General features: G+C 31.2%; 30 protein-coding genes and 2 riboswitches. Of the genes, 8 read left to right on the plus strand and 22 right to left on the minus strand.

From position 1 onward, the window contains the following. Window positions 1–129 precede the first annotated feature (129 nt). Entirely contained in the window at window positions 130–582 is a 453-nt protein-coding gene (locus LQ668_RS08995; protein WP_078357117.1) for a GNAT family N-acetyltransferase, read from the plus strand. 17 nt (window positions 583–599) lie between these two features. On the opposite strand, the gene LQ668_RS09000 is transcribed toward LQ668_RS08995, so the two are convergent. Both LQ668_RS09000 and LQ668_RS09005 read right to left on the minus strand, forming a co-directional pair. After that, entirely contained in the window at window positions 600–914 is a 315-nt protein-coding gene (locus tag LQ668_RS09000) for a DMT family transporter (RefSeq protein ID WP_078357118.1), read from the minus strand. A gap of 1 nt (window position 915) precedes the next feature. Further along, a complete protein-coding gene (locus LQ668_RS09005) occupies window positions 916–1,239 on the minus strand; it encodes a DMT family transporter (RefSeq protein WP_078357119.1) in 324 nt (107 codons plus the stop codon). A gap of 47 nt (window positions 1,240–1,286) precedes the next feature. Continuing rightward, a riboswitch (guanidine-I (ykkC/yxkD leader) is annotated at window positions 1,287–1,386 on the minus strand. A gap of 129 nt (window positions 1,387–1,515) precedes the next feature. Here LQ668_RS09005 and LQ668_RS09010 point away from each other — a divergent pair. Then, window positions 1,516–1,857, plus strand: a complete 342-nt coding sequence (locus LQ668_RS09010; protein WP_239701293.1) for a helix-turn-helix domain-containing protein — start codon at window positions 1,516–1,518, stop codon at window positions 1,855–1,857. Between the two features lie 39 nt (window positions 1,858–1,896). Beyond that, window positions 1,897–2,376 carry an SRPBCC family protein gene (locus LQ668_RS09015; RefSeq protein WP_239776008.1) on the plus strand — a complete coding sequence of 160 codons (480 nt, stop codon included), beginning with the start codon at window positions 1,897–1,899 and terminating at the stop codon, window positions 2,374–2,376. A 234-nt stretch (window positions 2,377–2,610) separates the two neighbouring features. On the opposite strand, the gene LQ668_RS09020 is transcribed toward LQ668_RS09015, so the two are convergent. From LQ668_RS09020 to LQ668_RS09050, 7 genes are all read right to left on the minus strand, one after another. Further along, the gene (locus tag LQ668_RS09020) at window positions 2,611–3,186 is read right to left on the minus strand and encodes a helix-turn-helix domain-containing protein (RefSeq protein ID WP_107509424.1); all 576 of its coding nucleotides are present in this window, start codon (window positions 3,184–3,186) and stop codon (window positions 2,611–2,613) included. Window positions 3,187–3,406: 220 nt separating this feature from the next. Further along, on the minus strand, window positions 3,407–4,198 hold the full coding sequence (locus tag LQ668_RS09025; protein ID WP_107509425.1) for a DUF4097 family beta strand repeat-containing protein: 792 nt from the start codon (window positions 4,196–4,198) through the stop codon (window positions 3,407–3,409). Beyond that, window positions 4,195–4,755 (minus strand): HAAS signaling domain-containing protein, encoded by a 561-nt coding sequence (locus LQ668_RS09030; RefSeq protein WP_239738401.1) that lies wholly within the window; start codon window positions 4,753–4,755, stop codon window positions 4,195–4,197. The genes LQ668_RS09025 and LQ668_RS09030 overlap by 4 nt, the downstream gene beginning before the upstream one ends. Continuing rightward, window positions 4,755–5,072, minus strand: a complete 318-nt coding sequence (locus LQ668_RS09035) for a PadR family transcriptional regulator (RefSeq protein ID WP_107509427.1) — start codon at window positions 5,070–5,072, stop codon at window positions 4,755–4,757. The genes LQ668_RS09030 and LQ668_RS09035 overlap by 1 nt, the downstream gene beginning before the upstream one ends. A 182-nt stretch (window positions 5,073–5,254) precedes the next feature. Further along, window positions 5,255–5,620: a hypothetical protein gene (locus tag LQ668_RS09040; protein ID WP_107509428.1), complete on the minus strand. Its 366-nt coding sequence runs from the start codon at window positions 5,618–5,620 to the stop codon at window positions 5,255–5,257. An 11-nt stretch (window positions 5,621–5,631) separates the two neighbouring features. Then, window positions 5,632–5,997 carry a hypothetical protein gene (locus LQ668_RS09045; protein WP_107509429.1) on the minus strand — a complete coding sequence of 122 codons (366 nt, stop codon included), beginning with the start codon at window positions 5,995–5,997 and terminating at the stop codon, window positions 5,632–5,634. A gap of 76 nt (window positions 5,998–6,073) precedes the next feature. Continuing rightward, window positions 6,074–7,051 carry a VOC family protein gene (locus tag LQ668_RS09050; RefSeq protein ID WP_239776009.1) on the minus strand — a complete coding sequence of 326 codons (978 nt, stop codon included), beginning with the start codon at window positions 7,049–7,051 and terminating at the stop codon, window positions 6,074–6,076. A 36-nt stretch (window positions 7,052–7,087) separates the two neighbouring features. Here LQ668_RS09050 and LQ668_RS09055 point away from each other — a divergent pair, with 36 nt between their 5' ends. From LQ668_RS09055 to LQ668_RS09065, 3 genes are all read left to right on the plus strand, one after another. Beyond that, the gene (locus LQ668_RS09055; RefSeq protein WP_115337897.1) at window positions 7,088–7,669 is read left to right on the plus strand and encodes an alpha/beta hydrolase; all 582 of its coding nucleotides are present in this window, start codon (window positions 7,088–7,090) and stop codon (window positions 7,667–7,669) included. A 117-nt stretch (window positions 7,670–7,786) separates the two neighbouring features. After that, window positions 7,787–7,879 carry a type I toxin-antitoxin system Fst family toxin gene (locus LQ668_RS09060; RefSeq protein ID WP_107509432.1) on the plus strand — a complete coding sequence of 31 codons (93 nt, stop codon included), beginning with the start codon at window positions 7,787–7,789 and terminating at the stop codon, window positions 7,877–7,879. A gap of 180 nt (window positions 7,880–8,059) precedes the next feature. Next, window positions 8,060–8,155 carry a type I toxin-antitoxin system Fst family toxin gene (locus tag LQ668_RS09065; protein WP_107509433.1) on the plus strand — a complete coding sequence of 32 codons (96 nt, stop codon included), beginning with the start codon at window positions 8,060–8,062 and terminating at the stop codon, window positions 8,153–8,155. Window positions 8,156–8,366: 211 nt separating this feature from the next. Here the strand turns inward: LQ668_RS09065 and LQ668_RS09070 are convergent, their stop codons facing one another. The 9 genes from LQ668_RS09070 to LQ668_RS09105 all read right to left on the minus strand — a co-directional run bounded on the left by LQ668_RS09070 (window position 8,367) and on the right by LQ668_RS09105 (window position 13,799). Beyond that, entirely contained in the window at window positions 8,367–8,972 is a 606-nt protein-coding gene (locus LQ668_RS09070) for an FMN-binding negative transcriptional regulator (protein WP_107509434.1), read from the minus strand. 12 nt (window positions 8,973–8,984) lie between these two features. Next, a complete protein-coding gene (locus tag LQ668_RS09075; RefSeq protein ID WP_078357128.1) occupies window positions 8,985–9,491 on the minus strand; it encodes a GNAT family N-acetyltransferase in 507 nt (168 codons plus the stop codon). A 14-nt stretch (window positions 9,492–9,505) separates the two neighbouring features. Then, window positions 9,506–9,958: a MarR family winged helix-turn-helix transcriptional regulator gene (locus LQ668_RS09080; protein ID WP_078357129.1), complete on the minus strand. Its 453-nt coding sequence runs from the start codon at window positions 9,956–9,958 to the stop codon at window positions 9,506–9,508. Window positions 9,959–10,210: 252 nt separating this feature from the next. After that, entirely contained in the window at window positions 10,211–10,849 is a 639-nt protein-coding gene (locus tag LQ668_RS09085) for an HD domain-containing protein (protein ID WP_203154183.1), read from the minus strand. Between the two features lie 210 nt (window positions 10,850–11,059). Then, window positions 11,060–11,287, minus strand: a complete 228-nt coding sequence (locus LQ668_RS12490; RefSeq protein ID WP_420870769.1) for a TcaA NTF2-like domain-containing protein — start codon at window positions 11,285–11,287, stop codon at window positions 11,060–11,062. Window positions 11,288–11,424: 137 nt separating this feature from the next. Then, window positions 11,425–11,790, minus strand: coding sequence for a hypothetical protein (locus LQ668_RS09090; protein WP_078357132.1), 366 nt, complete (start codon window positions 11,788–11,790; stop codon window positions 11,425–11,427). 2 nt (window positions 11,791–11,792) lie between these two features. Next, window positions 11,793–12,332, minus strand: coding sequence for an acyl-CoA thioesterase (locus tag LQ668_RS09095; protein WP_078357133.1), 540 nt, complete (start codon window positions 12,330–12,332; stop codon window positions 11,793–11,795). A gap of 112 nt (window positions 12,333–12,444) precedes the next feature. Continuing rightward, window positions 12,445–13,332, minus strand: coding sequence for a LysR family transcriptional regulator (locus LQ668_RS09100; RefSeq protein WP_203154185.1), 888 nt, complete (start codon window positions 13,330–13,332; stop codon window positions 12,445–12,447). A 236-nt stretch (window positions 13,333–13,568) separates the two neighbouring features. Continuing rightward, window positions 13,569–13,799 carry a hypothetical protein gene (locus LQ668_RS09105; protein ID WP_203154187.1) on the minus strand — a complete coding sequence of 77 codons (231 nt, stop codon included), beginning with the start codon at window positions 13,797–13,799 and terminating at the stop codon, window positions 13,569–13,571. Window positions 13,800–14,077: 278 nt separating this feature from the next. On the opposite strand from LQ668_RS09105, the gene LQ668_RS09110 reads away from it, so the two are divergent. Further along, the gene (locus LQ668_RS09110) at window positions 14,078–14,398 is read left to right on the plus strand and encodes a hypothetical protein (RefSeq protein ID WP_239776010.1); all 321 of its coding nucleotides are present in this window, start codon (window positions 14,078–14,080) and stop codon (window positions 14,396–14,398) included. A gap of 63 nt (window positions 14,399–14,461) precedes the next feature. On the opposite strand, the gene guaA is transcribed toward LQ668_RS09110, so the two are convergent. The 4 genes from guaA to xpt are packed head-to-tail and all read right to left on the minus strand — an operon-like array spanning window position 14,462 to window position 19,375. Then, window positions 14,462–16,006 (minus strand): glutamine-hydrolyzing GMP synthase, encoded by a 1,545-nt coding sequence (gene guaA, locus LQ668_RS09115; RefSeq protein WP_078357137.1) that lies wholly within the window; start codon window positions 16,004–16,006, stop codon window positions 14,462–14,464. 19 nt (window positions 16,007–16,025) lie between these two features. After that, window positions 16,026–17,495, minus strand: coding sequence for an IMP dehydrogenase (guaB, locus tag LQ668_RS09120; RefSeq protein WP_078357138.1), 1,470 nt, complete (start codon window positions 17,493–17,495; stop codon window positions 16,026–16,028). 34 nt (window positions 17,496–17,529) lie between these two features. Beyond that, entirely contained in the window at window positions 17,530–18,798 is a 1,269-nt protein-coding gene (locus LQ668_RS09125; protein ID WP_078357139.1) for a nucleobase:cation symporter-2 family protein, read from the minus strand. A gap of 1 nt (window position 18,799) precedes the next feature. Beyond that, window positions 18,800–19,375 (minus strand): xanthine phosphoribosyltransferase, encoded by a 576-nt coding sequence (xpt, locus tag LQ668_RS09130; protein ID WP_078357140.1) that lies wholly within the window; start codon window positions 19,373–19,375, stop codon window positions 18,800–18,802. Window positions 19,376–19,483: 108 nt separating this feature from the next. Next, window positions 19,484–19,586, minus strand: a riboswitch (purine riboswitch). Between the two features lie 253 nt (window positions 19,587–19,839). Here xpt and LQ668_RS09135 point away from each other — a divergent pair. Next, entirely contained in the window at window positions 19,840–21,684 is a 1,845-nt protein-coding gene (locus LQ668_RS09135) for a DUF2382 domain-containing protein (protein ID WP_119634669.1), read from the plus strand. Window positions 21,685–21,819: the final 135 nt, after the last annotated feature.

A 21,819-nucleotide genomic window follows, 5' to 3' on the forward strand; every position in this document is an offset into this window, starting at 1 on the left:
GAATTTATTCAAATGATAGTCTTATAGTCATTACTAAAATTTGCTTTTACCATGGCAATTAAACATAATATATTAATATAAACCGTTCAAAAAATAATTGTCACGATTTCAAAGTAAAGGAGCAATATTATGATTATTAGACAAGCGACAATTTCTGATTTAAATCAATTAGTAGAATTAAGAAAAGCTCAATTAATAGATGAAGGATCCAATCCAACACCTAATATTGATCACGATTTAGAACGCTTTTTTACTGATGCATTAACTGATAAATCTCTATATCAATTGCTTGGAGTTGAAAACGACACAATCATCGCTAGCGGAGCAATTGTTTATTATCCATTCCCTCCGTCATTTACTAATCCATCTGGCGAAAGAGCTTATGTTACAAATATTTATACTCATCCAGATTATAGAGGTCGTGGTATTGCACAAACAATCATTAAAGCACTCATTAAAAATGTAGAATCTAGAAACATTAAGAAAGTTTTCTTAGCTGCTTCAACTTTAGGCAAACCCGTCTATAAAAAACTTGGATTTGAAGAAGCGCCTGAATGGATGGAAATCAATTATGATTTATAAAAAAGATTAAGCCTAATTTAACTAATTAATTTTAACCCTATTGTACTTGCTAATATAAGACCAATAAAAAACATTCTCTTTAAATCTTTAGATTCACCATAATAAATAATTCCTAATAAAGCTCCACCCACTGCTCCAATACCTGTCCATACTGCATAACTCGTACTCATCGGTATTGTATGCATTGCTATTGATAAACAAACAAAACTCAATGAGAAGAATAATACTAATCCTAATAAAGATGAAATATTATTACGTTTTGCATATATATTTATAAATAAGACACCTAGCATTTCAAAAAGTCCTGCCATTACTAACACTATCCATGCCATTTTATGCTACCTCCTCATCATTTGTTACAAGTTTCAATCCAACCACACCAATAATTAATGTCACGATTAATATCACTTTACCTACAACTAAAGGTTCACCAAAGAATGCGAAATCTGCAATTGTAACGCCTGTTGCACCTAGTCCTACATAAACTGCATAAGAAGTCCCAACAGGTAATTGTTTAGACGCATTAATTAACAAATAAAAACTTACTACAATTGCTATAACCGTTAAACACCATTCAAACGTATTAGTAGCATGTGTAAGACCAACTACCCAACCTACTTCAAAAAGTGCACCAACCATAATTTTTAACCAATTCATTATTCATTCCTCCTTAAATAAAAAAGCCTAGGAAACTTATTAAATAAGTCTCCCAGGCTTTTATCCTTCCGTGTCACAAGTACATACTCGTGGCTTTCTCTCGGTCCAGGCTAACATTTTTGTTACGGAACCCTAGAAAGCTTTTATTAGATTAATTCGAATTATAGCAAATACATAATTTTAGGTCAACAAAGTATAATTCATATTACTTAATTACAAATCACAACTCAAATCATATATAATAGAATTAATATATTATGAGCTAAAGCAATTGAGGTGAATGCATTGAATCAAACAGGATATCGTATCAAACAAAGAAGAGAAGAACTTGGATTTAGCACGTATAAATTAGCCAAACTTATGAACGTAAATCAATCAACTATTTCCAGATATGAAACCGGGCAAACGGCCAAATTGACACCAACAGTAGTTGAAAAATTAGCTATCGCACTCTCTACTACACCAGCATATATTATGGGATGGGTAAACGTTCCAGAAGCGTATGAAGACGAAGAAGATTCTCAAATAATAAATGAATCCATTCAACTCCTAAGATCATTAAACAAAAAGAAAAAAAGAGAAGTTTATGAGTACATTCAAGAAATTTCTAAACAATAGAGGATTCTATACTCTATAAATTTTAAGGAGGCAATACGTATGAACGTAAACTATCAAACAGACGAAACACATGCTCATCAAACAATAACAACTAATATCCATTCAAATAAATCACATATCTTCAAGCTATTAGGTACAACCACAGGAATACAACAATGGTTTCCAGAACTATCATTTGAAGAAGAAAAAGAAGGCAGTCGTTTAGTTTTCGATTTAGGAAACAATCAATATGAGTATTTTGATATTACCAACTACGAATCAGACAGCCGCATAGCATATAATTGGGATCAAGGACATGTAGACTTCACACTAGAAGAAAACGGAGACACAACAACTCTAACATTCAAAGAATCATTACCTTACACATTCCAAACCATAGCCAATGACTTTACAGGATGGTATTTCCAGATACAAAGCGTTAAAAAATTAGCAGAAACCGGACAACCACTATCAAAATCAGACTTTGATTTCGAATCAAAAACTAAAGAAATTGAAAGTTCATTAAAAATTGACGAATAATGAGCTAAAATTAGTAAAATTAGTTTACCGAAATGAATAATAAAACCCAATGAAGTGTTAGGGACATAATTACGAGTATTGTCCGTAAGAAGGGGCGTTAGGGACATAATTACGAGTAATGTCCCTAAGAGCAACTATAAAAAATAAGCATATCACTGTAAACTTTAAAAAAGCAGTTAAGTGATATGCTTATTTATTTTAAGTTAAGATTTATGTCCAAAACTCTTCATTATTTTATAATCTCCATATTTTCATACTAATATAAACAATAAGAAAAGCTACACCCGCAAATATAACCGGTATCATAATTGCCATAATCCTATCTTTACTTTTAACTTTCTTAGTTCTTTCTCTTATTGTTTTAACATCTTTACCTTCCATATGATCCAAAATCTGGCTAAAAGTTTTAATGTTATGTTTTGCTTTAAATCTATCAATTTTAAAACCATAAAACATACTGAGCAACCACAATATAAAAGGTACAACCACCCCATACATACCTATAAATTTAACAATCGGCATTACAGTAATAAGTGCCAACAGTAAATATAACAACATCAGCCAAGTCCACTTATCAAGTTCTTTTCTATTAATTTCATTCTTCATCATATTTACGTCTCCTTTAACTAAATGATCTAAGGAAACATCGAAAATATTACTTAGCAGCAACAAAGATTCTATATCAGGATAACTCTTACCTCTTTCCCAATTGGAAATAGATTGTCTGCTCACAAATACTTTTTCTGCTAAATCTTCTTGAGATAAATTAAACTCTTTTCTTAAATGAATAATTTGCTTACTTAAGTTCATTTCGATGACTCCTTGTTATCAATTTAGTAAAAGACTTAAAAGTTAGTGTACCAAACAAAGTTTACATTGCACCAAAAAACAAAAATTATAATTGCAAAATATTTTTTGCAACGTTGTTATATCAAGGTTCAACTAAAAAGAAGCTGACAGTCCTTAGGCACTGAACCCCTAAAATGGGAACTTAATAAAAACACTATTTTCTAGGCTGCTAATTATTTGATTAATCTATTTGAACAGAACCCACATCACTCGTAATTTTCACTAAATTATGTCCAGAACCAACTTTTTTATTTTTCAATTCTGGTTGATTGATTTTAGTATTACCGACGTCTTGCTCAATATCTAAAAGCGTATTCTTTGGTACTTCATTATATATTAATTTGATAGAACCTGTATCTGTCTTAATATTAATTGGTTTATCCACTGGTACACCATTTATTTCAATTGCTCCTGTGTCAGTTTTTAATTTACTACTTTCAAAATTTATATGATGTAATGAAATTTCACCTGTATCTGAACCAACTTTTAAATTTCCTAATTGAGAACTTGAAATATCTATTCTACCTGTATCCACTTCAAATGTTGAAGTTTCAGATTTAATATCTTTAACATTTATTTTGCCTGTATCTGTTTTTACATTTAAATGATTTAATTTTTCCGGCACTGTAACTTCAATTTGATTATGCATATTTCTAAAAAAATCAAAATTTATGATGTCATATTGATTTTTAACATTAATATTTAAATTATTGCCACTAACTTTTGAACTCACTTGTAAATCGTCTTCACTTCCTACTGACTTCACTTTAAATTGATTACCTTTTTTAATTTTTATAGCTGCATCTCTTCCGTTTACGTTTATATTTTTTATATCGTTTTCGTAAGTTTTATTGACTAGCGTTTTTTCACTCGTGTTATTTGCTAACTTTTGCCCTTCTCGCAACATCATAACACCAAATATTATAAACAAAATCAATCCAACACTAAATAATAGCCATAATATTTTTTTCATGATTTAGCACTTCCTTTAACGATAGAAATATTCCATCGTAAATATTTTACAAACAGTTTGTACGACCATTTCATTAATAAATAAGTGACTGTAAATATCATCAAACCTAATCCGAAGCTTGTCAGGACAACATAAAGATCAATTGGTTGTATCACATCAAATCCATTATAAACACCTTTTACAATCAACATTGCTGGGGTAATTAATAAAGATAATGTAGTTACAATAAAACTAAATAAAATAGAAATGATAATAACAATTGGTATTAAAATAACAAAGAAATTTAATATACTTAGTCCCATTACAGATATAATAGCTTGCCATACGTTTCTCACTTTATTATTTGTTTCTGCTCTATCAAGTGCTAACGTCGCATTGATTTCTTTAGCAATCTCTTTAGGATTTCCAAGCTCTTTAGCAATCATGTCTTCAGATTGTCCGTCTTTTATACCACTAATAAAATGCGTTTCATATTCATCAAGAATATCAGCACGCTCATCAACCGAAACATTCTTCAAGTATTTATTTAGTGTGTTTAAATATGACTTCTTATTCATCAATTTTCACTCTCCTCTAAAAATAAATCTACAGCTTCTGTAAAGCTTTTCCACTCAATTAACAAATTTTCTAACCTCGTAATTCCTAAATCCGTTATTTTATAATATTTTCTAGCTGGTCCTTCAGTTGAAGGTTTGTAATAAGTCGTTAAATAATCGTCATTAACTAAACGTCTGAGCAATGGATAAACAGTCCCCTCAGATATCATAATTCTAGGTGTTATTTTTTGAATTAATGAGTAACCATATTGGTCTTCTCCTTTAATAATGAGTAATACTATAAATTCGAGTGCACCTTTTTTAAATTGAATATTCATAATTTCCCTCCACATCATCCAGTACTAAACAATGTATAATAGCTGTTAAAAAAATATACCTCACACTATTAAACATTGCAAGGTAGTGAACAATAAATAGTCTGTATATTTTTTGCAACGTTGTTATATCAAGGCTCAACTAAAAAGAAGCTGACAGTCCTTAGCTGTCAGCTTCTTTAATATTAAAGTGATTCCAATAAACTAATATATTTTTTCTTTTGTTTATTGGAAACATAGAATTCATATTTCCCTTTTTTATACCGAAATTCGTATTTAGATATTTGCATCTTATCCTGTAATGTTTCGATGTCAACTTGCTTTTCTTCTAATAAATCTGTAATTCTTTGGTTATAAAAATCTTTTCGAATTCTTAAGTTCATCATAATAAAATGAAATATAAACAAAGGTACAGCTGCAATTTCTAAATACATACCCTTTGCAATTAAATAATATAAGATGCAAATAATGAATATCCCTATAATTTCTAAAACATATCTTATTGGATTATATTGATAATTTTCTATTAACGCTCTTCTTAAAGTTCTCATTTTACATCCTTCTAATTATTATAATTTTCAAGAATTTTTAAATATTTTTTCTTTCTAGATGACAAAACAAAAAACTCATAAGTATTTTCATTTTCAGTTACTTCATATTTTGTTAAACCAGTTATTTCGTATAATTTTTCTTTAGAGATATTTTTCTTACGAATATGGCTATTTAACTTTTCATTTAGTACTTCCCTTGTAACAAATACATTAAAGTGAATAAAATTTAATAAGACCATCACAACACCAAATAAAATTATTTGTACGATATCAGACTTTAAAATTAATAATGCTATCCAAACTATTAGACAAGGTATTATGAATGAAAATATAAATTGCTTTGGTCTTAACTTTATATTTTCTGTAATTGTGTTCATTAACATCACCTCGTAACAAAATATTAGTTTATATTATTAATTATACAGACTAAAATCATTATTTTTCAACACTCTATTATAGCCCCGTACTCCCTTTTTGTAATTGTCTTTCGATAAATGTTCGTTTCGATTCTAAGTGTTCTGGTAAGTATAGCGGGATGTCTTGAAATTGCTTTTCTTCAAATGTTATTGCTTCCATATTGAGCTTTAACGTCGCTACTTCGAATAAGAGCTGATTAGGGTCTTGATAATATATGGATTTAAAGAAGCCTCTATTTTTTATAGGTGAGTGTATCATATTTAATTTATCTAATGATACTGCGATATCATCTAATGTACTTTCCGCTTCTGCTGATATTGCTACGTGATGTATAGCTCCAAATCCTTGTTCTTCTAATGGATTAAATGTGTCGTAAATCAAATGTACTTCATGGTACATTTCACTATTGTTGTTATGCAGTATATTTACGGTCAAACCTGTATCAAAGAATGCTGTTTGACCATATGTCTTCCAATTGAATAAATCTTGGAAGTGTTGTTTACTTGCTTCTGGATATCTCACTCTAGCGTGTACGGAATCTAAGGCTAATATTTGATGTTCAAAGGGCACAACACTATTTTCATCTCTGTTGAATAAGCTAATGTCTTCATGATCAGCTATTACGATTAAGCCAAGCGGTGTTTGATCTGGTCCTTCAAATCGAATTAGACTGCGGTCAGTATAACTTTCAATACCGTAGTGACAAACTTCAAACTGATCAAATCGCTGTTCCCAATATTGTAATGACTCTACTGATGGTACTTTAAATAACAATCGATCAAATGCATTAGCTCCGAATTGATTTTCTTTACCTTCTTTCATTTCAAACAATGTCACTTCAGTTCCAGGTCGCCCATATTTATCTGCAAAGAAAATATGATACATTTCATAGTTCTCTTGATTAACAGTCTTCATTAGTAAATTCAGACCTAGTATATTACGGTAGAAGTTAAATGATTGTTCTGCATCGTGATTAATAATAGATACATGGTGTATAATTGAATTATGATTCATTAACAACAGCCCTTTCAAATTTATGGAGGAGATAGAATGGAATATTTCTTACAAGAAAACCCAAACTCTGATACTTTAATTGTACTTTTTCATGGTACCGGAGGCAATCAATACCAACTTCTACCGTTTTCAGGTGCGTTATTCCCTGAAGCTAACATATTAAGTCTGCAAGGCAATGTTGGAGAAGGAACAGAAAGACGATTTTTCGCACCTTTAAATCATAATGCTTTAGATCGAAATGATTTTAGCAAACATACTGAAGACTTTGTAGAATTTTGGCATTCATTTATTAAAGAACATAACTATCAACATATTATATTCTTTGGTTATTCAAATGGTGCAAATTTCATCATTGGTCTACTTGAACAAGGCATTACAAATATTGACCGTGCCTTATTACTTCATCCATCTAATTTAGAATATAAAATCACTGAAAGATATGAACATACATCTATTATCATAACAAGTGGTTCAAACGATTATTTAACTGTACCAGGTAAAATTAAGGCACTAGCCGATGAACTTAGACCATTATTTAAAGAAGTTCAATTTGAGCTTTTAGATGGTGGCCACGAATTAGATGAACCAGAAATCGAAAAATTAAAAACAATCCTTTAGTCATTATTGATTTATAAAATGACCAAATTTATCTTATCAAAAGTGCATTTACAGATGATATAATAATGAAGTCGCCTTAACTTCCGGCGGTATTTTCGGCGGAAGGAGGTGTAGCCAGTGGAACTACTTTTTGTTAGTATAATTGCACCTGTTGTTTCAGGATGCATAATTGCGGGTTTTACGTTTTGGCTAAACAGCCGCAATAAATAATAAGGTGACATAGCCCATCAAAAAGAACCCCCAACCTATTCCAGTAGGTTGGGGGTTCGGTGTTCCAATGGAACTACTTTTTGTTAAACATATTATAACATCATAGTTTAGAAAAATGCAAAAAGGATCACCTAGTTAAATTTGTTTAACATATTCTCGTAATTTATTCAGTGCATGCTTATGTTCGAAACTCTTGTTCACATCATGACCACAGTCATCGGTGGTTGTATTGTCACTCTATTTGCGCATTGGCTACGCAATCGAGATGATAAGTAAAATAGGCGACTAGCCAACACAAAAATCCCCTCACTACTCGCAATAGTGAGGGGATTAGTGCATATATGCACGAAACTCTTGTTAAAGAGATTATAACATCATAGTAGAGAAAACTGCAAAGTACATACTATAATAATCGTCCAGCTTTATTTAAAAGTGTTCAATCTTGATTCTTTTTTTATTAGCATTTTTTACTTTAAAACTTATACTGTTATTCTCGATTCATTATTTTTGCTATTGCAATATCTAAATGGTCCCCAGATTCTTTAAGTTTACTTATTATATTATTTTTGTCTTGTTCGGTACGTGTTTGACTTAATTTATATGCAGCTTGTATTTCTTTAACTTCAATTTCAAATCCTATAATTCCATTGATTTGTTTACGTGTGTTTTCAGACATATTGTCCCAAGTTGCTCCGTTCTCTCTATGTCCTTCATATTTATTCAACAAATAGGTTAAATCTTCAATAAGTTCGCTTTCACTTAAAAGTCTACTATCCCCATATACATGAACACTTTGATAATTCCATGTTGGGACATCTTCTTTTTCATACCAAGTAGACGAAATATATGCATGAGGTCCTTGAAATATAATTAAAACATTTGATGCTTTATTTAATAATCTCCATTGATCGTTATTCTTAGCTAAATGACCAGTAACATATATCTCTCCGTTTTTTTCATGAATATTAATTGGTACATGCGTCGCTATAGGTTTATCCCCATCGTTTGTTATGATCGTTACAAATTGATGTTCTAGCATAAATGATTTGATTTCTTGAATATCATTTTCTTTATAATGTTTTGGAATATACATAGTAAAGCCCCCTTATAAATGTTTAATCATGATATAGTCTATTTGTTTTTCATCCCCCATATAAAAAGCATGTTCATCTATTTTTTCAAATTTAAATTTTTCATAGAATGCAATAGCATTATAGTTCTTCTCCCATACACCTAGCCAAATATGATCGCATGATAATTCTTTAGCTACCTCAATTGATTTATCATATAGTTGCTTACCTAATCCAAGTTTTTGAAATTGGTTTAGAACATAAATACGTTCAATTTCTAAATTATTTCCTTCAATAAATTCCGTTTGAGCGTCTTGAATATTTAATTTTAAGTATCCTGCTAATGATTTTTGATAAAATATAAAATAAAAAAATGAATTTGAATTTTGAAATTCTTTTAATAATCTTTCTTTAGTGAAAGTGTGTAGTAAATAATTGTCAATGTTCTCTTTTTTATTTTGTTCTCTAAATGTTTCATCAAATGTTTGGTATGATATACTTTGCAATTGTTCTAAATCTTCTATGACACATTCTCTTATCATTTTTTCACCATCCTTTAATATTGTCTTTTGTTACCTTTTTTAACGCTTAACCAATCCTCAGATATATTGTTTTTCACTCGGTCTAAAGCTCTCGTTAGATCATTAATTTCTTCTTCAGTAAAACCTTTTAATGCTACTGAATTAGAGTGATTGTTTTCCCTTATTATAAACGGATAAAGTTCTTCACCTTTTTTAGTCGGGAATAACATTTTACTCTTTTTACTTTGATGGTGATTTTTTTTGAAAATTAATTCGTTTTTTTCAAGTTTATTTATTGCTCTTGATGCTGTAGTGCGGTCAATCCTCAACATTTCAGCCAATTTTTCTTGTATGATACCTGGATTTTCACAGATTCTGACTAAATATACGAATTGGCCTTTTGTAAGACTGATTTCTTTGAATTCTATGTTGCTTATAGAGTCTAATGATCTAGAAATAATACCTATATCTCTTAATATGTCTTTCATTGTCTGACCCCTTTTATTTTTGTTGCAAATGCAACTATTTTATTTAATAATGTAACATATATTAATTATATTTCAAGGATCTATTACTTATAAATTAAGTCGTAATAACTAAGAGTGAAATAAAATAAATTCTAAAATACTTTGGGACACAAATCCCTTTATCAAAAAAGTCACCCAATCTGGAAGATTGAGTGATTTTTTGTTTATGATTTTTAGTACAAAGCAATTAATAAGTAAATAAATAATACATTATTAGCTATCCCATTTTGAACGTAATATACATGAACAGAAGTTATTTTGTGGGTATTCTGGTTCAAAATACTTTATAACGTCTGATTTGATATTGCCAAATGTCGTTTCTGGTTTATGTTTGAAACCATCGTAAAATGCTTGTATTACATCATGTTTAAAATTCCCTCTAGGGAATTTTGTAGCGACTGCTTTACGTAATTGATCAGAATATTGATTCCAATTATCGCCCATAACATCCATACCAACACCATGATATAGTAGAGCAACATTATTTTCCTTATGTTCTGCAATACCTAAAGTCGTGTGTAAAGCTATAGAATCCCATGCTAATTGCAAATCACTTTTATCATAATTATAATTTTGTAAAAATTGTCTAACAGCATTTGCTCCATCAACTTCAAATCTTAAATCATCGCTGCCATAAGTTTCAGTTAAGCCTAAATCGTGAAATAACGCTGTGATATAGAGCAATTCTTTATCGTATTTTAGTTGATCTTGGATTCCTTTTGTTTCTCCAAATAAATAAACTCTATTAGAGTGATTCCAAATTAATTCATTTCCATATTCTCTTACAATCTCTTGTGCATCTTGAATAATTTTACTATCTGGGACTTTAATTTCATCTAAACTTTTAATCAATTAAAAAAACCCCTTCTCAAATTATAATACATTTAATATATTCCTCTTAATTTAAAAAAGTAAACTTATTTGAGAAGGAGGAAAGTTGAGATTTTTACCATGAAAGTACATTGGATTATCACACTCAAATTTTAGCGACACCTTTTCAGGTGAGTAATTTCGCTTTTGGATATTTCAAATCAACTCATACTGATGAATAACATAGGTGAATTAAATATCAGTATAATCTTTAATTTTAAAGTCTGAAAATGTTGAATCATAATCTAAGTCATATTTAGATTTGATACTTTTGCCATCATTGTCTTTCTTTTCAATCTCTATTGTGATTGTGTCACCTTTTTTATCATACTTTGTTACTTTTGGTTTAGTGAATTCTATGCCTCCACCTTCTTCTACAACTTTTTCAATATGATCTGCTGTATCTGAACTACTCTTAATATAGCTATGTTTTTTTCTACTTTATTAATATTTTCCCTCTTATAATTCATAGGTTATAGCCCAGGAAATATTGACCTCTTTATAAATTAAATGAGCTTTTTACAATATGACGATATTATAAAAAGCTCCAGGTTTTATTATTTTATAATTGTGTTCTCAAAGACAAGTCTAGGTTTAGCACCTAATATTAATAAGAATATTTGAGCGTATTTTACATCTTGATGATGTTTAAAGATATTCATCAAAATATCAATATTTTCATCTTCAGTAATTTTTTTAACTTCGTCAGTATAAATTTGTAATACTGAATCTTTAATAAACGGTGGTCGTGATTCAATTTTATCAATACCATTTATCAATTCACCTAAATATTGATAGTGGATTTGTAATTGTCTCGTTAAACTGACAACATGCTCTAAGTTTTCAAAGAATCGAGGATAGTTCTTTTCTAATGATACAATGTCATTTTGAACTTTATAAATTTCATTTGTACTTGCAAACATAATTAGTAACTCCCTTCTTTAATTCTTTCCCAAGGTTTTTCTAAACCTATTATTTTTGTTAATTCTTGGCTATGCTCTCTTCTTTGTCTTCTCATGTTTGCACGTTTACTTCCTGATTCAAATAAAAATAATTCTTCTTTCGTTTCTGGTACTATAGCTGGAACTCTTATAGGTCTCTTATCACCATCTAATGCTACGAATGTTAAAAATGCAGTTGCCGCAATTTTTCTTTCTCCTGTTAACATATCTTCAGCTATAACTTTACAGAAAATTTCCATCGATTTATTCCCTGTGTATGACACGAATGACTCAATACAAACTGAATCTGTTTGTCTAATTGGTACTAAGAAATCTATAGAATCCGTAGAAGCTGTTACGCATTCTTTTACTCTTGCATGTCTTCTAGCTGATAACGTTGCATTGTTATCTAACTTTTTCATTAATACGCCTCCGAACAACGTATTATAATTATTCAAATCATTGACTAGTACTTGGTCTGTACTTACTACTCTGCTCTCGTTGGGGTGTTTAAAATGTATCATATATATTTCCTTCCTTTTATCTCGTATAACTACATCTTAATCCCCTAAATACATTTATAAAAATCGTTAATTTTTATATAAACTATAAAAATAATCTATGTAAACGCATTACTCATTCATTTAAAAGTAATCTGTCTTGTAAAAATTCAAGCAATTTCTTTGTAATATGGTTTTGATAACCTTCTTTTTTCCAAATAATCGCCAATTCCCACCCGATATTCAAGTTGCTAATGCTGACACTTTTCAAGTCTTCATTCAGCAAATCTGTAATACTAGAAGGTAAAATACAAATACCTAAATCAGATAAGATCATCTGCTCAATAAAAGTCCACTGCGTACTCTCAGATATAATATTCGGAATAAAGCCCGACATTCTACAACATTGCTTAATACGATCATTTAAATAATAATCAGAATTAAAAAGAATGAAACTCTCGTTTGAAAGTTCACTTAGATCCACAGACTTTTGATCAGCTATATAATGATTTTTATTAACTACAACTTTCAACTCTTCACTGAAAAAGAAGAACGAATTAAACAAATTATTATCAGTAGGTAGCACAGTAATACCTATGTCTAAATCATCCTTTAAAATCTCATCCTCAATTCTTTTACTACCATCTTCCAAAATATGAAACGTCACATTAGGATATAGTTGATGGAATTCAGAAATCAGCTTAGTAAACTTATTCACATTCATAATCGTAGGAATACCAATTCTCACATGACCTTCTTCAATTTCTAATAAATTATTCAATTCAACAGGAATATTCTCATACATCTTCAAGAAATCCTTACAAATTTTATAAAAGACTTTTCCAGCATCCGTTAATATGATTTGTCTCTTAGAACGATCAAACAACGCAACATTTAATTCCTCTTCTAATAACTTAATTGAATTACTAATAGTAGGTTGTGTAATGTATAAATTCTCTGAGGCTTTCGTCATACTCTTGAACTTTGCAACTTCTATAAAATATTGCATTTGTTTTATCTCCACGATAAATCCCCCAATAATTATTAATCTTCTTTACATTATTACACAAAACGAGGCTGAGACAAATTTATGTCTCAACCTCGTTTTTGTAATCAAATTAGCTTATATAGTTATCCTTATCAACAATTTTGCTGGGAACTGCTTTTAACACATCTCTTATCAGCAATTTTGTTGAAAACTGCTTTTAACACTACCCTTATCAGCAATTTTACTGATAACTGCTTTTACCGCACCTCTTATCAGCAATTTTGTTGAAATCTGCTTTTAACACTACCCTTATCAGCAATTTTACTGAAATCTGCTTTTAACACTACCCTTATCAGCACTTCTAAATTATTCCATCTTTTTTCTTCTTTTGTTTTTCCTATATTAGATATTTTTGTCATGACCCAACCTACAATAGACGTAGAACCATAGGAGATTGCATCTACAATATTTTTATATCCTTTTAAATCTACTGATTGTGCCATCTCATTTATTCTTTTATTAATTCGAGAAATGGATTATCGCGAGATACCCAAACAATATAAAACAATTGAATGTCAGATTAATAAGTTTGATAGTGAAAAAAATAAGTTAGAGGTAATTAAAGATGATAAAAAGGTAAAAATAAATATGGATTTCATAGTAGTGATAAAGTAAAAAAATGGCGACCTAAAACATAAAACAAAATACTCCTTAAGTATGATGGAATATTTTAGGAGATAATTTACAATAATTTATACATACAAGAAAAGGAGGTTACATTATGAAAAAAGTAATTATAACTACAATATCAATTTTACTTCTTTGTATATTTTCATACTTAATTATATCGTTTCAATACTTAAACCGAACTGAATATTATTACGGTGTCGTATCACCAGATAACAAAACAGTTAAAAACTTAGTTAGTAAAGAGAGTCGTATGAATGAATATACTCTTACAACTAAAGAAAAATATAAGCACGGAGATATTATTCGTATCAAAACAACAGACGCTAAAGGTGTTATTTTAGAAGTTAAAAAGGTTTCTAAAGCTGATATTCCTAACAAAGTATATAAAAGACATTATAATCAATTCGAATAAGAACCTAAAAATAAAAACAACCCTCTAACTATAGCAGCTAGAGGGTTGTCTTAATTTTATATATTATTCCCACTCGATTGTACTTGGGGGCTTAGATGTAATGTCATAGACTACTCTATTTACGTGATCTACTTCATTTACGATACGGCTTGATACTTTTTGTAAGACTTCCCAATCGATTCTTGCAAAGTCACTTGTCATGCCGTCTATTGATGTTACTGCGCGTACGCCGACTGTGTAGTCATATGTACGATAGTCTCCCATAACACCTACTGAACGGATGTCAGGTAGTACTGTGAAGTATTGCCATATATCTCTTTCTAGACCTTCTTCACGTACAACTTCTCTAAGAATTGCATCAGATTCTCTCACGATTTCTAATTTATCTTCTGTGATTTCACCTAACACACGGATACCTAGTCCTGGACCTGGGAATGGTTGACGCCATACAAGGTGTTCTGGTATTCCTAATTCTATTCCTAGTGCACGTACTTCGTCTTTAAATAATGTATTAATTGGTTCGATTAATTGGAACTGCATATCTTCTGGTAATCCACCTACGTTATGGTGTGATTTAATTGTTTGTGCAGTTTTTGTTCCTGATTCGATTATATCTGTATATAACGTTCCTTGAGCTAGGAAGTCTACACCTTCTAACTTAGATGCTTCGTCATCAAATACATATACGAATTCATTACCGATGATTTTACGTTTCTTCTCTGGATCTGATACACCTGTTAATTTATTCATAAAGCGCTCTTTAGCATCTACTCTGATGATATTCATATTAAATCCTTCACCAAAGTTTTCCATTACCATGTCGCCTTCTCCTTTTCTAAGAAGTCCATGGTCTACGAAAATACATGTTAATTGATCACCAATTGCTTTATGAAGCAATACTGCTACGACTGATGAATCAACTCCACCACTCATCGCACACAATACTTTACGATCTCCAACTTGTTTTCTAATTTTTTCTACTTCAATATCAACAAAGTTTTCCATCGACCAGTTACCTGTACATTCACATACACGACGAATAAAGTTTCTTAATAAGTCGTTACCAAATTCAGTATGACGTACTTCTGGATGGAACTGTACACCGTATAATTTTCTTGATTTATCTTCAATTGCTGCATTTTGACAACTTGGGCTATCTGCAATGATTTCAAAGTTCTCAGGTATATCAATAACCTTATCACTGTGACTCATCCAAACTGTTTGACTGTTAGGTAAACTAAAGAATAAATCATCATCTGATTTAACGTTTAACGTTGCTTTACCGTATTCACGTTCATTCGCTCTTTCTACAGATCCACCTAATAATTTTGTCATTAACTGCATACCATAACAAATACCTAATACTGGGATGCCAAGCTCAAAAATTTCAGGATTAACTGTAAATGATCCTTCTTCATAAACTGAATTAGGTCCACCTGAAAGGATAATACCTTTAGGATTCATTTTTTTAATTTCTTCGATTGAGATTTCATGGTCGTGTAATTCACTATAGACGCCCATCTCTCTTATACGACGCGTAATCAATTGATTATATTGACTACCAAAGTCCAATACAAGAATTAACTCTTGTTCAAAAGCCATTTCCATAATTGTTGTTCTCCTTTAATTAAAATGAGTAGTTTGGTGCTTCTTTAGTAATTTGAACATCATGCGGATGTGATTCTTTAAGTCCTGCGCCAGTCATTCTAATAAACTGAGCATCTTCTCTTAATGCTTCTAAATTAGCTGAACCTGTATAGCCCATACCACTCTTAATACCGCCAGTTAATTGATAGATTGTATCTTGTAGAGGTCCTTTAAAGTCGATTCTACCTTCAATACCTTCTGGAACGAATTTCTTAGCTGTAGTGTCTTCTTGGAAGTAACGGTCTTTTGAACCTTGTTCCATTGCACCAAGTGAGCCCATACCACGATATACTTTGTATTGACGTCCTTGGAAGATTTCAGTTTGTCCAGGGCTTTCTTCTGTACCAGCAAGTAAACTACCTAACATTACAGCGTTACCACCAGCTGCTAATGCTTTAGCGATGTCTCCTGAGAACTTGATACCACCATCAGCAATAATTGCTTTACCATGTTTACGAGCTTCAGTTGCACAATCGTAAATAGCAGTAATTTGAGGTACACCAACACCAGCAACAACACGCGTTGTACAAATTGAACCTGGTCCAATACCAACTTTAACTACATCTGCTCCTGCTTCAAATAATGCTCTTGTACCTTCTTGCGTTGCAACATTACCTGCGATGATTGTTACTTCTGGATATGATTGACTAATTTCTTTAACTACATTTAATACACCTTTAGAATGACCATGAGCAGTATCTATAACAAGTGCATCTGCACCCGCTTCTACTAATTTTTGAGCACGGATTGGTGTATCTTTTGCAATACCTAATGCAGCGGCAACAAGAAGACGTCCTTCTTTATCTTTCGCAGCATATGGGAATTCAATTACTTTTTCAATATCTTTAATCGTAATTAAGCCTTTAAGTTTACCTTCGTTAGATACTAATGGAAGTTTTTCAATTTTATATTTTTGTAAAATTTCTTCAGCTTCATCTAAAGTTGTTCCAACTGGAGATGTCACTAAATCTTCTTTAGTCATAACATCTGAAATTTTGATGGAGAAGTTCTCGATAAATCTTAAATCACGGTTCGTAATAATACCTACAAGTTCCATATCTTCTTCGTTATTAACAATAGGTACACCAGAAATACGATATTTACTCATTAATGCTTCTGCTGCATATACTTGTTCGTCAGGTGTTAAGAAGAATGGGTTTGTAATAACACCATTTTCAGAACGTTTAACTTTTTGCACTTCGTCTGCTTGATGTTCTATAGACATATTTTTATGAATAACACCTAAGCCACCTTGTCTAGCCATAGCAATCGCCATTTTAGCTTCAGTAACTGTATCCATTCCAGCTGAGATAATAGGAATATTCAACTGAATATTCTTAGATAATGAAACGCTTAAGTCTACATCACTCGGTAATACTTCTGATTTTGCTGGTACTAATAATACGTCATCGAACGTTAAACCTTCTTTTTGAAATTTGTTTTCCCACATGAATAGAACCTCCACTTATTTATTTTCATATTTATTATTTCACATTTTCAATGTTTTGTTGATTGTTTAATCCATTAAAACACAAATTCAATATAATAGCTGAGAAAGTACCAAGTACTATACCGTTTTGAGTTAACCATGCATATTGTTCTCCAAATGTTTCAAGCGCTTGTGGTACAGCAGTAATTCCAGCACCTATTCCTACAGATACAGCAATTACGAGTAAATTGTTTTGTTTGTTAAAGTCTATGCCTCCAAGCATCTTAACGCCGTAAGCCATAACCATTCCAAACATCGCAATCATTGCGCCACCTAATACAGGGAAAGGAATCATACTTGCTAAAGCACCAAGCTTTGGTATCGATCCACATACAATTAAAAGTGCAACCATCATATACATGATCTGATTCTTTTTAGCTCCCGATAATGATACGAGTCCGACATTTTGAGAGTATGCTGTATATGGAAATGCATTAAATATTGCTCCAATCATTATAGCAATTCCTTCAGCTCTATAACCTTTTGATAAACCTTTTCTAGTGATTGGTTGCTTCGTAATTTCACTTAGTGCGTGATACACACCTGTTGATTCAATAAGACTCACAATTGCTACAATTACAAAAACAATCGTAGTGCCAAATTCGAATTCAAAGCCACTAAATCTAAATGGTCTTGGTAACTCTAACCAATTTGATGTTCTTAAACTTGATGTATCTAATAATCCATAAAATGAAGCAACTATCGTACCAATCAGTAAACCTAATAGTATGGCAATAGATTTTATAAACCCTTTTGATAATCGTTGTATAATTAAAATAATGACTAGTGTGAAGACACCTAGGAATATATTTTTAGCATCTCCATAATTTTTCTCACCTTCTCCTCCAGCTAAATAGTTCATAGCTACTGGCATTAAAGTGATACCGATGATTGTCACTACACTACCTGTAACAACTGGTGGAAATAATTTTACTAAATATGAGAAAAATGGAGAAATTAAGACAACAATAATACCCGATAAGAATATTGAACCATACAAGACACCAATACCATGTGTATTACCAACTAGAATCATTGGTGCAACAGCAGTAAATGTGCATCCCAAGACTACCGGTAGTCCAATACCTATTCCTTTATAAACTTGTAAAAATGTTGCCACACCACACATAAAGATATCAATAGAAACTAAATATGCAACTTCTTCTGGTGTGAACTTAAGAGCAGAACCTACAATAATAGGTACCATTATGGCCCCGGCATACATAGCGAGTAAATGTTGAATACTTAATATAAAATTTTTCATTTTATTCGCCTACCAACTTGACTTCATTTCCTAATAAAGAAGCAACTTGGCAAAGTGATAACACTTCTAATCCTTCAGATTCTAATTTTTCTCTACCTGGTTGGAAACTTTTTTCAATAACAATTCCTATTCCTGATGTTGTAGCATGAGCAGCTTTCACTAAACGATGTAAACCTAATGATGCTTCACCGTTCGCTAAAAAGTCATCGATAATTAATACGTGATCATCTTCATTTAAAAATTGTTTCGAAATAACCACTGTACTTGTTGTATTTTTTGTAAATGAGTGAATATCTGTGTGATAAAACTCAGACGTCATTGTAGATGGTTTTGCTTTTTTAGCAAATAAACACGGAACATCTAAATGTAAAGAAGCCATAATTGCTGGTGCGATACCAGAAGCCTCAATAGTAAGTACTTTCGTAATTTTCTTATCTTTGAAGTGTTCAGTAATGACTTGACCAACTTCGTACATTAACTTTGCATCAATTTGGTGATTTAAAAATGAATCAACTTTAAGAATCTTCTCGTCGATTACCACACCGTCTTCTTTAACTCTATCTTGTAGTGTCCTCACACTACTCGCCTCCTCATTTAGATTAAAAAAAACACACCTTAATCCTAAAAAATAGGTAAGATGAGTAAAAAATAATATAAAACCACACCATTTTAGATAGTCTGATTCCAATGTTATTCATTTACTCATAGTCGTGTCATTTAAGGCAACACGGTAGAAACTTCTAAAGCCATATCCTTCAGATTATATGAGTTTTTAGTAATAAATTATTCATTGATAATAACAAAGTATCAGTATTTTTACAATAGGCAAAACCTTATAATCACGCGATTTAAACAGTATTTAAATAAACTGAATTGTTTAAATAATTAGAAAGTTGGTTTATTTTTGTTTGATTCCTTTCTACAAGGGTATTTGTGAATTATATTGTATTTATATAAACAATATTTATTAAGTTTTAAGCGCAAGAGAATAATCACTATTTATCAGATTTTTACACATTACAAATTTATGGAGGTTTTAGTATGGGTAAAATAGAAAAGTTTAATAACGAAAGTGATTTATTGCAACGTATTGATGAATTAAAGCAAGAAGGCGCAGGAGAAAGTGATTTACAAGTTATCTCTGAGGATAAGTTAGAAGATAACTCTTTAGATTACACAGATGTTAAAGTTAAAAGCTCAAGAGGATCATTTAGTGATAAGATTACGGCATTATTCTCTGGTGAAAGTTCTGAGGAAAGAGTTTTATCAAGTTTACATGTTCCAGAAGAGAAATTAGATGAGTACAAAGCAGATTTAAATAACGGCAAGATCTTGTTATATATTGATAATGATAATTTAGATGATAGTAAAAACTATGATTCAGAACACCCTAAAGGTTCTCAATCAGGAAATGAACATTATGACAATACAAAACCATTTTCAAATGAAGGGAATGAAGAAAGTGGCGTTTCTAAAGGAACAGCTGCTGGTGCAGGCGTAGGAGCTGGTGCTGCTGCAGCTAGTTCATCTAAGAATGATAACGATACTTCTCATGATCAAAATGAATTTGGCAATACTGATAAAGAAAATGAGTTTAACCAAAACGATGATGTTTCTAGAAGTGAAAATTCTCGTAATCAAAACGAATTTGGCAATGCTGATAAAGAAAATGAATTTAACCGAAGCGATGACGTTTCTAATAATGATGTTTCTCGTAATTCAAATGAAGACAATGATACAAATGGCGTTTCTAAAGGAACAGTTGCCGGTGCAGGATTAGGAGCTGGTGCTGCTGGTGCCGCTGCAGCTAGTTCATCTAAGAACGATAATGACACTTCTCAAAATCAAAATGAATTTGGCAACGCTGAAAGAGAAAATGAATTTAACCGAAATGACGACGTTTCTAATAATGATTTAACTCATAATACAACAGAAAAAACGGATTCACCTTCATTTGATAATGAAGCAGAAACAGATAGATCTACTGACACTAATCGCTATGGCAATAGTATTGATAAGGAAGAAGTTGCACATGATGATGTAGACAATTCTAATTTTGCTGATAATAATGATGACACTTCCACTTCAGCAAACTTAGCAGGTGCATCAGGACTTGGCGCTGCTGGTTATGCAAACAAACAGTCTGATGAACAAGAAACACAAGTAAACGATGAAGATAATCGTAAAGTATACTCTAGTGATAACGAAAGAGATTTAGAAGCATTAAATAATAGAGAAAAAACAAATACCACTTATCGCGAAACGGATAATGTTAAAGACCAACGAGATCTTTCAAGAAATGATGATTCATCATTCTCAAGAGTTCACGATGATGATGTGGAAGCAGAACGTTCAACATTAAATTATGATAAGCCAAATGAAAGTGTTGAGCCACCTGCATCAAACGTAGATACAACACGTGAATCTAATTTCTCAACTAGTCAAAATGAAAGAGATACTAACATTAATGCATCTAATCAATCATTTAATGATGGTACTCGAAATGACAAAGATGAAGATTCTGTTCAATTACATGAAGAACGTTTAAATGTAGATAAAGAGAACGTTGAAACTGGTGAGGCATCAGTTGATAAACGCGTAGTTGAAGAACAAGAAGAATTTGATGTACCAGTTGAACGCGAAGAAGTTACAATTGAGCGTCGACCAGTTAATGAGAAAGTTGACGAAGACTTCAACGCACAAGGAGACGACTCAGTACGTGTTCCATTACACGAAGAACGCGTAAATGTTGATAAAGAGAATGTTGTATCTGAAGAAATAGTTATCAAGAAAAATAAAGTTCAAGATACAGAGCATGTATCTGAAAAAGTAAGACATGAAGAAGCAGATATAAACAATCCAACAGACGATAATAATAGACGATAAACTTAATACTTAAGAGGCTGAGACAAATTAATTGTCTCAGCCTCTTCCTACGATTAGTCAAGTACTAGTATTAAAAAATGGCATACTAAAATAGACCTTATGATTTTATTTTTTTTAATAAGGTGTTAATATATA

The sequence above is a fragment of the Mammaliicoccus sp. K-M42 genome (assembly GCF_022386375.1).
Lineage (GTDB): Bacteria > Bacillota > Bacilli > Staphylococcales > Staphylococcaceae > Mammaliicoccus > Mammaliicoccus fleurettii.

Excerpts from the sequence above, each read along its gene's own strand:
- LQ668_RS08995 (WP_078357117.1), top strand. The coding sequence starts at position 130 with ATGATTATTAGACAAGCGACAATTTCTGATTTAAATCAATTAGTAGAA.
- LQ668_RS09000 (WP_078357118.1), bottom strand. The coding sequence starts at position 914 with ATGGCATGGATAGTGTTAGTAATGGCAGGACTTTTTGAAATGCTAGGT.
- LQ668_RS09005 (WP_078357119.1), bottom strand. The coding sequence starts at position 1,239 with ATGAATTGGTTAAAAATTATGGTTGGTGCACTTTTTGAAGTAGGTTGG.
- LQ668_RS09015 (WP_239776008.1), top strand. The coding sequence starts at position 1,897 with ATGAACGTAAACTATCAAACAGACGAAACACATGCTCATCAAACAATA.
- LQ668_RS09020 (WP_107509424.1), bottom strand. The coding sequence starts at position 3,186 with ATGAACTTAAGTAAGCAAATTATTCATTTAAGAAAAGAGTTTAATTTA.
- LQ668_RS09025 (WP_107509425.1), bottom strand. The coding sequence starts at position 4,198 with ATGAAAAAAATATTATGGCTATTATTTAGTGTTGGATTGATTTTGTTT.
- LQ668_RS09030 (WP_239738401.1), bottom strand. The coding sequence starts at position 4,755 with ATGAATAAGAAGTCATATTTAAACACACTAAATAAATACTTGAAGAAT.
- LQ668_RS09035 (WP_107509427.1), bottom strand. The coding sequence starts at position 5,072 with ATGAATATTCAATTTAAAAAAGGTGCACTCGAATTTATAGTATTACTC.
- LQ668_RS09040 (WP_107509428.1), bottom strand. The coding sequence starts at position 5,620 with ATGAGAACTTTAAGAAGAGCGTTAATAGAAAATTATCAATATAATCCA.
- LQ668_RS09045 (WP_107509429.1), bottom strand. The coding sequence starts at position 5,997 with ATGAACACAATTACAGAAAATATAAAGTTAAGACCAAAGCAATTTATA.
- LQ668_RS09050 (WP_239776009.1), bottom strand. The coding sequence starts at position 7,051 with ATGAATCATAATTCAATTATACACCATGTATCTATTATTAATCACGAT.
- LQ668_RS09055 (WP_115337897.1), top strand. The coding sequence starts at position 7,088 with ATGGAATATTTCTTACAAGAAAACCCAAACTCTGATACTTTAATTGTA.
- LQ668_RS09065 (WP_107509433.1), top strand. The coding sequence starts at position 8,060 with ATGTTCGAAACTCTTGTTCACATCATGACCACAGTCATCGGTGGTTGT.
- LQ668_RS09070 (WP_107509434.1), bottom strand. The coding sequence starts at position 8,972 with ATGTATATTCCAAAACATTATAAAGAAAATGATATTCAAGAAATCAAA.
- LQ668_RS09075 (WP_078357128.1), bottom strand. The coding sequence starts at position 9,491 with ATGATAAGAGAATGTGTCATAGAAGATTTAGAACAATTGCAAAGTATA.
- LQ668_RS09080 (WP_078357129.1), bottom strand. The coding sequence starts at position 9,958 with ATGAAAGACATATTAAGAGATATAGGTATTATTTCTAGATCATTAGAC.
- LQ668_RS09090 (WP_078357132.1), bottom strand. The coding sequence starts at position 11,790 with ATGTTTGCAAGTACAAATGAAATTTATAAAGTTCAAAATGACATTGTA.
- LQ668_RS09095 (WP_078357133.1), bottom strand. The coding sequence starts at position 12,332 with ATGATACATTTTAAACACCCCAACGAGAGCAGAGTAGTAAGTACAGAC.
- LQ668_RS09105 (WP_203154187.1), bottom strand. The coding sequence starts at position 13,799 with ATGGCACAATCAGTAGATTTAAAAGGATATAAAAATATTGTAGATGCA.
- LQ668_RS09110 (WP_239776010.1), top strand. The coding sequence starts at position 14,078 with ATGAAAAAAGTAATTATAACTACAATATCAATTTTACTTCTTTGTATA.
- guaA (WP_078357137.1), bottom strand. The coding sequence starts at position 16,006 with ATGGAAATGGCTTTTGAACAAGAGTTAATTCTTGTATTGGACTTTGGT.
- guaB (WP_078357138.1), bottom strand. The coding sequence starts at position 17,495 with ATGTGGGAAAACAAATTTCAAAAAGAAGGTTTAACGTTCGATGACGTA.
- LQ668_RS09125 (WP_078357139.1), bottom strand. The coding sequence starts at position 18,798 with ATGAAAAATTTTATATTAAGTATTCAACATTTACTCGCTATGTATGCC.
- LQ668_RS09135 (WP_119634669.1), top strand. The coding sequence starts at position 19,840 with ATGGGTAAAATAGAAAAGTTTAATAACGAAAGTGATTTATTGCAACGT.